Raw genomic sequence first — 12,640 nt, forward strand, 5'->3', positions numbered from 1 at the left:
GGGGCACGCCCACCATGCACAGCACCACGACCATCGACGGCAGCACCGCCCGGATCGTCCCGCACGGCGACATCGACTTCACCGCACTGGCCGACCTGCGCGCCAGCCGCGCCGCCCTCCCGCCGGAGGTCACCACGGTGACCTGGGACCTGCACGACGCCGCCTTCATGGACGTCGCCGGCCTTCACCTGCTCACGGACCACCTCACGGAGACCGGGCACCCGCACCGCACCGCAGCCGTCACGGGTCTCACCGCCCAGCCCGACAGGCTCCTGCGCCTGGCCTCCGACCTGTTCCCCGCCATGGGCTTCGACCAACTGCTCCCCGGAGCACCCCTCGACCAGGCCGCCTGACGGCTGAGGACGAACCGAGCACCGGCGCCCCGCACCGCGACTTCCGCGCGGTGACGTGCCCGACGGCGACAGGCCCGGAGGGTGGGTGTCGGTGCCGTGCCGGTGCCGGTGCCGCAGACAGTCTCGACGGCGGATCCGGCCCTCAGTCCCCCCGGCCGCGGCACCGCCGCCGACCGCCGCGTCGGCCCGCGTACGCCGCCGGCTTCCCGGACTTTCGCCAGGCGTCCGGCGCACAGCGCCGCGGGCGACAACAGCCTCTGCTCCCACTGCCCGCAGCCTCGCGCGAGGCTGCGGCGCGCCGCTGCGACGGTGGCCCGACCCGACGACCTCACCGACGCCGCCGAGGCCGCACGCGCCGGGCCCGACCGAGTCGGTCCCGTCCGGTACGGCACGTCCCCGGCACGAAACCGTGCCGCACCGCACCTCCCCGGTGCGGAGGCGGCCGACCGCCCTGCGGCGGGCGTCACGTGTGTCGATCAGGCCGGCGGCGGTCGGGGCGATGGTCGCCGCCCCGTGTCCGCGTCGCGTGAGGCTCAGGCCTGCAGCTCGTCCAGGAAGCCGAGCGCGACGCGCCAGGTGGCCTCGGCGGCCTCCTCGTCCCAGTCCGGCAGGTCGGGGTCGGTGTACAGGTGCCCGGCCCCGGCGTACCGGTGGACCTCCACGTCGGCGCCGGTCCGGCGCATCTGCAGGTACCAGGCGCTCAGCCAGTCGTCCGTCTCGAACGGGTCGGGCTCGGCCACGTGCAGCTGCACGGGGAGGTCGTCGGCGGTGACGTTCGGCGCGATGTCGGACGTGCCGTGCAGGAGCAGCAGGCCGCGGGCCTTCTCGTCGCCGAGAGCGAGGGTCTGCGCGACGGAGGCGCCGAGCGAGAAGCCGGCATAGACCAGCCCGCGGTCGGAGTAGGGCGCGGCGGCGAGCACGGCCCGCCTGAGCAGCTCGTCCTTGCCGACCTCGTCCTTGAAGGCCATGCCCTCCTCGACCGTGTCGAACGTGCGGCCCTCGAAGAGGTCCGGGGTCCACACCTCGTGCCCGGCGGCGCGCAGCCGGTCCGCGGCCGCGCGCACGGCGGGTCTGAGGCCGTAGGCCGAGTGAAAGAGCATGATGTTCATGAGGCCATGGTGCCAGGCGGGTACGGCACCGCCCGGCCGCCGCCGGGAGCGGGTGCCGTCGAGAGCCTCGCCACACCGCGCGGGCCCCTTCCCACTGACGCCCTGAACATTCATGTTCATCCCGGCCCGCGGCTGGTTAGGTTCGCAGACATGGAGAACGTACTCCGCCCGCTGATCGTGCTCGGCGGCTCGGTCGTCCTCACGCTGGTCGTCGGCTGGGCCACGGACCTGTTGCTGCGCAAGGCCGACGAGCGGCACCACGAGACACCCTTGTGGGGACTGCTGCGCCGCGCCCGGGTCCCCTACCAACTCGTGCTGTGCTCCGCCCTCCTGAGAGGCTCCTACGCCGAGGCCCGCCTGCTGCAGGAGAACCGGGTCGGCGTCGGCCGGACCCTGTCGCTGGTGCTCATCGGGTCGGCCGCCTGGCTGGTGATCAGGATCGCGGCGGCCGTGGTCGAGACGTCGTACTCGCGCTACGCCCGGATACACCGCGATCCGGCCCGGGTGCGCCGGGTGCGCACCCAGGTCGAGCTGATCATGCGGGTGGTCTCGGCGATCGTCATCGTGGTGGCCATCGCGTCGATGCTGCTGACCTTCCCCGCGATGCGCGCGGCCGGCGCCTCGCTGCTGGCGTCCGCCGGACTGCTCGGCATCGTCGCCGGTGTCGCCGCGCAGTCGACCCTCAGCAACATGTTCGCGGGGCTGCAGATCGCCTTCGGCGACATGGTGCGGATCGGGGACACGGTCGTCGTGGACGGCGAGTGGGGCACGGTCGAGGAGATCACCCTGACCTTCCTGACCGTGCGGACCTGGGACGAGCGGCGGCTCACCATGCCGGTGTCGTACTTCACGTCCAAGCCGTTCGAGAACTGGTCCCGCGGCACCCCGCAGATGACCGGCACCGTCTTCTGGCACCTCGACCACAGCGCCCCCGTGGAGGCGATGCGGGAGAAGCTGCGCGACGTGCTGCGCTCCTGCCAGGCCTGGGACGGCCGCTCCTACTCGCTCGTCGTCACCGACGCGACCCCCAACACCCTCCAGGTGCGGGCGCTGGTGACCGCCAAGGACGCGGACGACATCTGGACGGTCCGGGTCGCGGTGCGCGAGGAGATGATCCGCTGGCTGTACGCGGAGCACCCGTACGCGCTGCCCCGGGTCAACACCGCCGAGGCGGTCCCGCCGCCGGGCCGCGGGGACGGCCACCGCTCCTCCGACGAGGCGGCGGCCTGGCTCTCCTTCGACAAGCCGGCCTCCGACCGCGGCTGACACCTGCCGGCCGCCACGCGGGGCCGCCCGGACCGGCCGGGGCGCGGCCGGACGGCTCAGTGCCCGCGCTCGGCCCCGCCGTTGACCTGGATGATCTGCGAGGTGATGTGGCCCGCGCCCGGCGATGCGAGCCAGTGCAGGGTCGCGGCCACGTCGCCGGGCGTCCCGGCGCGCCCGGTGGAGGTCTCCGCGATCCGCTGGGCGCGCCGCTCCTCGGACATCGTCTCCCCGAAGAACTCGGTGTCCTCGACGTACCCGGGCGCGACGACGTTGACGGTGATGCCGTGGGGCCCGAGCCGGCGGGCCAGGTCGTGGGCGTACGGGTGCAGGGCGGCCTTGGACGCCGCGTAGGCGCCGCTGCCCGAGCCCCGGTAGGCGGCGATCGAGCCGAGGAAGAGCACCCGGCCGCCCGGTTCGGCGAGCCGGTGCCGCAGGGCCTCGGTGAGCAGCACCGCGGTCAGGGTGTTGATCCGGAAGGCGGCCGTCCAGTCGTCGGCGACCTCGTCCAGCGGATCGGGCTCGTCCCGCTCGGGGCGCGGCTCGTGGCGCCCCGAGCCCCCGGCGCTGTGGATCAGGACGTCGACCGCGCCCATCTCGGCGGCCACGAAGTCGGCCACGCCCCGGGCGCCCGCCACGTCCCCGACGTCGGCGGCGTGCGTGAGCGCCCCGGGCACCCCGGCCCGGCGCAGCACGTCACCCCGCCGCCCGAGCAGCAGCACCCGGTCCCCGTCGGCCGCGAAGGCCCGCGCCGCGGCGAGACCGATGCCCGTGCCGCCCCCGCTGATCACCACGTTGCGACTCATGGGCCGAGCCTACAAAGGCGGGCGCGGGCGGTCACGCCGCCGCACAGCACGGCCCCCGGTTCACCGCAGGCTGCGCACGTCGAGATGGCGCAGCACCCGGTCCACGATCTCCGGGTCGGCGCCCGGCTCGCTGCGTGCGGCCAGCACCTCGTGGCGGGCCGCGCTCAGCATCTCGCTCTGGATCCGCCGCACCCGCTTCAGCCGCCGCACCCGGTACTCGTGCGCCTCCCGGCGCTCCTCGTCGCCGATGTCCGGGCTGATGCGCACCCCGATCTCGAAGGCGCGCCGCAGCATCTGCTCGGACAGCTCCTCCGGCAGGTCCTCCACCTGCTCGATCTCCCTCAGCCGGCTCTTGGCGGCCTTGGCCGCACGGGCCGCGAGCTGCTTCTCGAAGTCCTTCTCGCGCTCGGTGTCGGCCCGCACGCCCAGCCGCTTCACCAGCCACGGCAGGGTCAGCCCCTGGAGCACCAGCGTCGCCATGATCACCCCGAAGGCGACGAAGACGATCTCGTCGCGGTCCGGGAAGGGGCCCCCGTCGTCCGTGTGCAGCGGGATGGCCAGGGCCAGCGCGACCGACGCCACCCCGCGCATCCCCGACCACCACATGACGAGTGTCTCCCGCCAGCTCAGCGGGATCTCCTCGTCGTAGTCGCGCAGCGCATGCAGCCGCTTGGTGAGCCAGGTCGCCGGCAGCAGCCACAGCAGCCGGACCAGCACCACCACGACCACCACCGCCGCCGCCCAGCCGAGGAGTTCGCCCCAGCGGCCGCTCGCCGTGCGGATCGCGTTGTGCAGTTCCAGCCCGACCAGCCCGAAGGCCACGCCGGTGACGAGGGTGTCGACGACGTCCCAGACGGTGTGCCCGGCCAGCCGGGTCATGACGTCGTCGGCGTCGGCGGCGTGCTCGGCGAGGAACAGCGCGGTGGTGAGCACGGCGAGGACGCCGGAGCCGTGCAGTTCCTCCGCCAGCACGTAGGAGGCGTACGGGACGAGCAGGGTGAGGCCGATCTGGAGGGTGGGGTCGTCCAGCAGCCCCATCAGCTTGTCGGTGCCCCAGCCCAGCACCAGCCCGACGGCGACCGCCACGACCGCGGACAGCACCAGGTCCAGCCCTGCCCGCCAGGGCGAGAACGAGCCGCTCACCGCGGCGGCGATGGCCACGTGGTACAGGACGATCGCGGTGACGTCGTTGAAGAGCCCCTCGCCCTCCAGGATCGACACCAGGCGGCGCGGCAGCCCGAGCCGGCCGGCGACCGCGGTCGCCGCGACCGGGTCGGGCGGGGCGACCAGCGCGCCGAGCACCACCGCGCCCGCGACCGGGAGGCCGGGCACGACGGCGTGGGCGACGGCCGCGACGCACAGGGTGGTGACGAAGACCAGCGCCACGGCCAGCAGGAAGATGGGCCGCTTGTTGGCCGTGAACTGGCGCCACGAGGTGCGCCGCACGGCGGCGTAGAGCAGCGGCGGCAGCAGCGCCGGGAGGATGAGCTCGGGCGGGATGCTGACGTTCGGCACGAAGCCGGGCAGCGCGAGGGCCGCCCCGAGCAGGGTCATCAGCACGGGCGCCGGGAGCCCCAGCCGGTCGCCCACGGGCACACTCACCACGGCCCCGAGCAACACCACGAACAACAGGGCCAACTGATCCACGGTCAGCGCTCCGGTGATCCAGACGTACACACGACAGACTTCAAGCGTGCCATGTCACCCCTGCGACCTGCGGTTGTACGCCGCCGCGCCCGGTCCCGCGGCGCGGCGCGGCACCGTGGGCCGCACGAGCGGAGCGGTCCTACAGCGGGCGCCGCATCGCCCGGTGGGCGATGCCCGCGTCCGGGAACTCCGGCCCGTACGCCGCGTAGCCGAGGCGCTCGTAGAAGCCGAGCGCGTGCGTCTGGGCGTGCAGGTCCACCGCCGCGAGCCCGTGCGCACGGGCGGCGTCCTCGACGGCCCGCACCAGGGCGGCGCCGACGCCGAGGCCGCGGGCCTCACGGGTGACGGCGAGCCGGCCCAGGGATCCCACCGCCGGGTCGCCGCCGGTCTTCGCGGCGGCCGCCTCGCCGTGCAGCAGCCGGCCGGTGCCGAGCGGCAGTCCGTCGGCGCGGACGGCGAGCACATGGACGGCGCCGGCGTCGTGGGCGTCGTACTCGATCTCCTCGGGGACGCCCTGCTCGGCCACGAAGACCTGCTTGCGCACCGCGAAGCAGGCCTCGCGGTCCGCCGGGTCCTCCGCGACGCGCACCGTGTACGCGGGCTCGGGCCGGCTCATCCGTAGGTCTCCTCGCGGACCTGGTCGAGAGCCTTCTGCAGGTCCTCCGGGTAGTCGCTGGAGAACTCCGCCCACTGCCCGTCGCCGGGGTGCTCGAAGCCGAGCCGGACCGCGTGCAGCCACTGGCGGGTCAGGCCGAGCCGCTTGGCGAGCGTGGGGTCGGCGCCGTAGGTCAGGTCGCCGACGCAGGGGTGGCGGTGGGCGGCCATGTGGACGCGGATCTGGTGGGTGCGGCCGGTCTCCAGCTTCACGTCGAGCAGGGAGGCCGCGCGGAACGCCTCGATCAGGTCGTAGTGCGTGACCGAGGGCTTGCCGTCCGCCGTGACCGCCCACTTGTAGTCGTGGTTCGGGTGGCGGCCGATGGGCGCGTCGATGGTGCCGCTGGTCGGGTCGGGGTGGCCCTGGACGAGCGTGTGGTAGCGCTTGTCGACCGTGCGCTCCTTGAACTGCCGCTTCAGGGAGGTGTAGGCCCGCTCGGACTTGGCGACCACCATCAGACCGGAGGTGCCCACGTCGAGGCGGTGCACGATGCCCTGGCGCTCGGCGGCCCCGGAGGTGGAGACGCGGTAGCCGGCGGCGGCGAGACCGCCGATCACGGTCGGTCCGGTCCAGCCGGGGCTGGGGTGCGCGGCGACCCCGACCGGCTTGACGACGACGACCACGTCCTCGTCGTCGTGCACGATCTCCATGCCCTCGACGGGCTCGGCGACGACCTGCACCGGAGCGGACGCCTGCGGCATCTCGACCTCCAGCCAGGAGCCGCCGCCGACCCGCTCGGACTTGCCGACCACGACCCCGTCGACCAGCACCTTCCCGGCCGCGGCCAGCTCCGCCGCCTTGGTACGGGAGAAGCCGAACATGCGGGAGATGGCGGCGTCGACGCGCTCGCCCTCCAGGCCGTCCGGCACGGGCAGGGTACGGATCTCGGGAATCGTGCTCACCCGTCGAGTATGCCGGACGCCTCCGGCAGCTCCGCGCCCCCGCCCTCGCGGTGGCCGCTCCGGCCCCCGCGGACGGTGCCGTCAGTCCTTGTGGACGGTGCCGTCCGGGTCCAGACCGCGGAAGGACAGCAGCACGATCAGGATGCCGCCGCAGACGATCGCGGAGTCGGCGAGGTTGAAGACGGCGAAGTGCTTGGGCGCGATGAAGTCGACGACCGCGCCCTCGAAGACGCCGGGCGCGCGGAAGATCCGGTCGGTGAGGTTGCCGAGGGCGCCGCCCAGCAGCAGGCCGAGCGCGACGGCCCAGGGCAGGCTGTAGAGCTTGCGGGCGAGCCGGGCGATGACCACGATCACGGCGGCCGCGATCGCCGTGAAGATCACGGTGAAGGCCTCGCCGACACCGAAGGCGGCGCCCGCGTTGCGGATGGCCTCCAGCTTCAGCCAGTCCCCGACGATCTCGATCGGCGCGTGGTGCTCCAGATGGGCCACCACGATCAGCTTGCTGACCAGGTCCAGGGCGTACGCGAGGGCCGCGACGCCGAAGAGCACCGCGATCCGCCGCCTGCTGCGGGGCGCGGTCCGTCCCGCGCCGTCCGTCCCGCCGGCGTCCGCCGCCGCGCCGGTCCCCCCGGCCGGGGTGCCCTCGGGGCCGGGCCGTTCCGCGTCCGGGGTGTCCGGCGTACCGATGATGCGCTCCGCCTCTGCCACGTGAGTCCCTCAACCTAGGTGCCTGACTGAGGACGAGCGTACGGCACGCCCGGCCGGCCCCACGTGCTCAGGCGGCCCGTGGGGACCCGGCCGGCCGGGGCGGCGCGCGCCCGGCCGGGGCGGCGCGCGCCCGGCCGGCGCGCCCGCTGCCGCCGCCCGCCCGGGTCAGTACCGGCGTTCCTGCTTCTGCTTGCACTCCACGCACAGCGTGGCCCGCGGGAAGGCCTGCATCCGGGCCTTGCCGATGGGCTTGCCGCAGTTCTCGCACAGGCCGTACGTGCCCGCGTCCAGCCGGTCCAGGGCGCGCTCGCTCTGGATGAGCATCTCGCGGGCGTTGGCGGTGAGCGCCATCTCGTGCTCGCGGGCGATGTTCTTGGTGCCGGTGTCGGCCTCGTCGTCGCCGGCGCCGTCGCCCGAGTCGCGCATCATGCCCGCCAGGGACGCCTCCGAGGAGCTGATCTCCGAGCGCAGCCGCTCCATCTCCGACTGGAGCTCCGCGCGGGCCTCGGCCACCTCCTCCGGGGTCCAGGGCTCCTCGCCCGGGCGTACCGCGAGGTCGCCGGGCTCCGCCGCGACGGCCCGTGCCGGGGGGACGGCGTTGTCGGCCGCCGTGGCCATGGCCGGAGTCTTCTTCGCAACCACTGTCGTGGCTCCCGTCTCGTCCGCGGCCCGTGCCGCGCCCGCCTGCTTCGCCGTGCCCTGCCCGGCCGCGGCCTTCCCGGCCGCCGCCTTCTTCGTGGTCCTCCCCGCGGCCTTCGCCGCCACCGCCTTCTTCGCGACCGCCTTCCCGGTCGCGGTCCTCTTCGCCGTCGCCTTCTCCGGGGCCGCCTTCCCGGCGACCGTCCTCTCCGCCACGACCGCCTCCACCGCCGTCCCGGGCGCGGCCCTGTGTGCCGACGCCTTCTTCGCCGCCGTCTCCCGGACCGCGGTGCTCTTCGCCGCGGTCCTCCCGGCCGCGGCCTTCTTCGCCACGGTCTTCCTCGCCGCGGCCTTCCCGGCCGCCGCCTTCTTCGCCGTCCTCTCCGGGGCGGGGCCGGCCGCCGCCTCCGCCGCCGTCCTCTTCGCGGTCTTCTTCGCCGCCGCCCTTCCCGCGCTCTTCCTCGCCTCTGCCTTCGCGGTCGCCGTCCTGCGGGCCGCGGCCGCCTCGTCCGCCGGGTCCTTCCCGGCCGCCGCCGCGTGCTCCGCCGCGCCGGTCCCGTGCGCCCGCGTCCTCCCGCTCCCGTCCGTCGCGTGCGGGCCGGAGGCATCCGGGGACCTTCCGGACGCCGACTGCTCGGCGGTCTTCTTCGCCACCATGGCCGCGGCCCCTTCACATATTGTGATCTTGCACGCGAATCGTGCTGGGACGATAAATCGACTCGGGTCCCGCGGCAACGGGGCACGCCGCCCGATCCGCCCGCCTCCCGGGCACCGCCGGGCCGGCCTGCCTGCGTTGTGCCCAGCTCCCCGCCGGGTAATCCGGCCGGCGCACGGCCCCGCGGTCCGGACGGGCGCGCCGCGCCAATCGGGTCACCGCACGCCCGCGCCCCGCCCCCGCGGCCGCACCGGGGAAAACCGGTCCACCGGCGCCCCGGGAGCGCCGTACACTGGGCGGAGCGAACGGCATGGATGGGGACGAGTAGCGGCGTACGCAGCCCAGAGCGACCCGGGGACGGTGGAAGCCCGGGGGCGAGCGCGACGTGAAGATCACCCCGGAGCCGCCGGAAGAACGCCCCGGTGCAGGATCAGGGGCCGGTAGACCCGGCATCGCGACCCCAATGAGGGGGCTCACCGGCGCCAGGGGTGCCGGAGGGCCAAGGAGGGTGGTACCGCGGGAGCGCGCCGCACACGGCGTGGACAGCTGAAAGGCTCTCGTCCCTCCGACGGAAGGCAGCACGTCCGCCGGAGGAAGATCTGATGACGCAGTACCGCCAGGTGCCCGCCCAGGTCGACCTGCCCGCGCTCGAGCACGCAGTGCTCGACTTCTGGCGCGAGCAGAAGATCTTTGCCAAGAGCCTGGAGCAGTCCGAGGGCCGCCCCGAGTGGGTGTTCTACGAAGGCCCGCCCACCGCGAACGGCATGCCGGGCGCCCACCACATCGAGGCCCGCGTCTTCAAGGACGTGTTCCCCCGCTTCCGCACCATGCGCGGCTACCACGTGGCCCGCAAGGCCGGCTGGGACTGCCACGGCCTCCCGGTGGAGCTGGCGGTGGAGAAGGAACTGGGCTTCACCGGCAAGCAGGACATCGAGGCGTACGGCATCGCCGAGTTCAACGCCCGGTGCCGCGAGTCCGTGACCCGGCACACCGACGCCTTCGCGGAGCTCACCACCCGGATGGGCTACTGGGTGGACCTCGACGACGCCTACCGGACGATGGACCCGGAGTACGTAGAGTCGGTGTGGTGGTCGCTGCGGCAGATCTTCGACAAGGGCCTGCTGGTCCAGGACCACCGGGTCGCCCCCTGGTGCCCGCGCTGCGGCACCGGCCTGTCCGACCACGAGCTGGCCCAGGGCTACGAGACCGTCGTCGACCCCTCCGTCTACGTCCGCTTCCCGCTCACCTCGGGTCCGCTGGCCGGCCGCGCCTCGCTGCTGGTGTGGACGACCACCCCGTGGACGCTGGTCTCCAACACCGCGGTCGCCGCGCACCCGGGCGTCACCTACGTGGTCGCGACCGACGGCGAGGAGCAGGTCGTCGTCGCCGAGCCGCTGCTCGCCAAGGCCCTCGACGAGGGCTGGGAGCCCACCGGCGAGACCTTCACCGGCGCCGAGATGGAGCGCTGGACGTACCAGCGCCCCTTCGACCTCGTGCCCTTCCCGGAGGACGCCCCGGCGCACTTCGTCGTCAACGCCGACTACGTCACCACCGAGGACGGCACGGGCCTGGTCCACCAGTCCCCCGCCTTCGGCGAGGACGACCTGAGGGTCTGCCGCTCCTACGGCCTGCCCGTGGTCAACCCGGTCCTCCCGGACGGCACCTTCGCCGAGGACGTCCCGCTGGTCGGCGGCGTCTTCTTCAAGAAGGCGGACGAGCAGCTCACCGAGGACCTGAAGAACCGCGGCCTGCTCTTCCGGCACCTGCCCTACGAGCACAGCTACCCGCACTGCTGGCGCTGCCACACCGCGCTGCTGTACTACGCGCAGCCGTCCTGGTACATCCGCACCACGGCGGTCAAGGACCGCCTGCTGGAGGAGAACGAGCGGACGAACTGGTTCCCGGATACGGTCAAGCACGGCCGCTTCGGCGACTGGCTCACCAACAACATCGACTGGGCGCTGTCCCGCAACCGCTACTGGGGCACCCCGCTGCCGATCTGGCGCTGCGAGGAGGGCCACCTCACCTGCGTCGGCTCGCGCGCGGAACTGACCGGGCTGACCGGCACCGACCAGTCGGAGCTGGACCCGCACCGCCCCTACATCGACGAGATCACCTTCGCCTGCCGCCACGACGGCTGCGGCAGCACCGCCACCCGCGTGCCCGAGGTCATCGACGCCTGGTACGACTCGGGTTCGATGCCGTTCGCGCAGTGGGGCTACCCGTACAAGAACAAGGAACTCTTCGAGTCCCGCTACCCTGCGCAGTTCATCAGCGAGGCCATCGACCAGACCCGCGGCTGGTTCTACACGCTGATGGCGGTCGGCACCCTCGTCTTCGACAAGTCCTCCTACGAGAACGTGGTCTGCCTCGGCCACATCCTCGCCGAGGACGGCCGCAAGATGTCCAAGCACCTGGGCAACATCCTCCAGCCGATCCCCCTCATGGACACCCACGGCGCCGACGCGGTGCGCTGGTTCATGGCGGCCGGCGGTTCGCCCTGGGCGGCCCGACGGGTCGGCCACGGCACGATCCAGGAGGTCGTCCGCAAGACGCTGCTGACCTACTGGAACACGGTCGCCTTCCAGGCCCTGTACGCCCGCACCTCCGGCTGGGCGCCCTCCGAGGCCGACCCGGCGCCGGCCGCGCGTCCGGTGCTGGACCGCTGGCTGCTGAGCGAACTGCACGCCCTCACCGACCAGGTGACGCAGGCGCTGGAGTCCTACGACACCCAGCGCGCCGGCAAGCTGCTGTCCGCGTTCGTCGACGACCTGTCGAACTGGTACGTCCGCCGCTCCCGCCGCCGCTTCTGGCAGGGCGACAAGGCGGCCCTGCGCACGCTGCACGAGGTCCTGGAGACGGTGACCCGCCTGATGGCGCCGATCACCCCGTTCCTGACCGAGCGGGTCTGGCAGGACCTGGTCGTCCCGGTCACCCCGGACGCCCCCGAGTCGGTGCACCTGGCCACCTGGCCCGAGGCGGACCTGTCCGCGATCGACCCGGACCTGTCGCGGCAGATGGTGCTGGTGCGCCGGCTGGTGGAGCTGGGCCGGGCCACCCGCGCCGAGTCCGGGGTGAAGACCCGCCAGCCGCTGTCCCGGGCCCTGGTCGCCGCCTCCGGCTTCGGCTCCCTCGACACGGAGCTGCACGCACAGATCACGGAGGAGCTGAACGTGGCCTCGCTGGCCTCGCTCAGCGAGGTCGGCGGTTCCCTCGTGGACACCACCGCCAAGGCCAACTTCCGCGCCCTGGGCAAGCGGTTCGGCAAGCGGGTCCAGGACGTCGCCAAGGCCGTCGCGGGCGCCGACGCCGCCGCGCTGTCCCTGGCCCTGCGCGAGGGCACCGCGTCGGTGGAGGTCGACGGCGAGACCGTCTCCCTCGCCCCCGACGAGGTCATCATCACCGAGACCCCCCGCGAGGGCTGGTCGGTGGCCTCCGACGCGGGCGCCACCGTCGCCCTCGACCTGGAGATCACCGAGGAGCTGCGCCGGGCCGGCCTGGCCCGGGACGCGATCCGGCTGATCCAGGAGGCCCGCAAGAACAGCGGCCTGGACGTCGCGGACCGCATCGCGCTGCGCTGGACGTCCACGGACCCGGCCGTGACCGCCGCCCTGGGCGAGCACACCGAGCTGATCTCCGAGGAGGTCCTAGCCACCGACTTCGCCGAGGGCGAGGCGGACGCCGGCTACGGCGAGCCCTTCACCGACGAGGGGCTCTCCCTGACCTTCCGCCTGCGCAGGGCGTAACGGAACGAGTGAAGGCCCGGGGCGCCGACTGCGGTCGGGTCCCGGGCCTTCGTGCTGCCCGCCCCCGTGCCGCACGGCGGGGCGGGGCGTCGCCGTGCGCATCAACGCGCGTAAAAAGGGCGGGGCCCCGGATCCGAGATCCGGGGCCCCGCCCTGA

Annotated in this window: 10 protein-coding genes; 3 read left to right on the forward strand and 7 right to left on the reverse strand. The window is 73.7% G+C overall.

What is annotated here, in order from left to right; translation table 11 throughout:
• The first annotated feature begins 14 nt into the window (after positions 1–14).
• Positions 15–353 (forward strand): STAS domain-containing protein, encoded by a 339-nt coding sequence (locus P3H78_RS00250; RefSeq protein ID WP_276106635.1) that lies wholly within the window; start codon positions 15–17, stop codon positions 351–353.
• A gap of 533 nt (positions 354–886) precedes the next feature.
• On the opposite strand, the gene P3H78_RS00255 is transcribed toward P3H78_RS00250, so the two are convergent.
• On the reverse strand, positions 887–1,462 hold the full coding sequence (locus P3H78_RS00255; protein WP_276106636.1) for a dienelactone hydrolase family protein: 576 nt from the start codon (positions 1,460–1,462) through the stop codon (positions 887–889).
• Positions 1,463–1,612: 150 nt separating this feature from the next.
• Here P3H78_RS00255 and P3H78_RS00260 point away from each other — a divergent pair, with 150 nt between their 5' ends.
• Positions 1,613–2,728 (forward strand): mechanosensitive ion channel family protein, encoded by a 1,116-nt coding sequence (locus tag P3H78_RS00260; RefSeq protein ID WP_276106637.1) that lies wholly within the window; start codon positions 1,613–1,615, stop codon positions 2,726–2,728.
• Positions 2,729–2,784: 56 nt separating this feature from the next.
• Here the strand turns inward: P3H78_RS00260 and P3H78_RS00265 are convergent, their stop codons facing one another.
• From P3H78_RS00265 to P3H78_RS00290, 6 genes are all read right to left on the reverse strand, one after another.
• Positions 2,785–3,531 (reverse strand): SDR family NAD(P)-dependent oxidoreductase, encoded by a 747-nt coding sequence (locus tag P3H78_RS00265; protein ID WP_276106638.1) that lies wholly within the window; start codon positions 3,529–3,531, stop codon positions 2,785–2,787.
• 60 nt (positions 3,532–3,591) lie between these two features.
• A complete protein-coding gene (locus P3H78_RS00270) occupies positions 3,592–5,178 on the reverse strand; it encodes a Na+/H+ antiporter (protein ID WP_276107304.1) in 1,587 nt (528 codons plus the stop codon).
• Between the two features lie 139 nt (positions 5,179–5,317).
• Positions 5,318–5,794: a GNAT family N-acetyltransferase gene (locus P3H78_RS00275; RefSeq protein WP_276106639.1), complete on the reverse strand. Its 477-nt coding sequence runs from the start codon at positions 5,792–5,794 to the stop codon at positions 5,318–5,320.
• Entirely contained in the window at positions 5,791–6,735 is a 945-nt protein-coding gene (locus P3H78_RS00280) for an RluA family pseudouridine synthase (RefSeq protein ID WP_276106640.1), read from the reverse strand. Before P3H78_RS00280 ends, P3H78_RS00275 begins: the two co-directional genes overlap by 4 nt.
• An 81-nt stretch (positions 6,736–6,816) precedes the next feature.
• Positions 6,817–7,443: a signal peptidase II gene (gene lspA / locus P3H78_RS00285; protein ID WP_276106641.1), complete on the reverse strand. Its 627-nt coding sequence runs from the start codon at positions 7,441–7,443 to the stop codon at positions 6,817–6,819.
• 165 nt (positions 7,444–7,608) lie between these two features.
• Positions 7,609–8,739 (reverse strand): TraR/DksA family transcriptional regulator, encoded by a 1,131-nt coding sequence (locus P3H78_RS00290; RefSeq protein ID WP_276106642.1) that lies wholly within the window; start codon positions 8,737–8,739, stop codon positions 7,609–7,611.
• A gap of 600 nt (positions 8,740–9,339) precedes the next feature.
• Between P3H78_RS00290 and ileS the strand changes: the two genes are divergently transcribed.
• Positions 9,340–12,483, forward strand: coding sequence for an isoleucine--tRNA ligase (ileS, locus tag P3H78_RS00295; protein WP_276106643.1), 3,144 nt, complete (start codon positions 9,340–9,342; stop codon positions 12,481–12,483).
• The last annotated feature ends 157 nt before the right edge of the window (positions 12,484–12,640 follow it).

The organism is Streptomyces tropicalis (assembly GCF_029269835.1).
Lineage (GTDB): Bacteria > Actinomycetota > Actinomycetes > Streptomycetales > Streptomycetaceae > Streptomyces > Streptomyces tropicalis.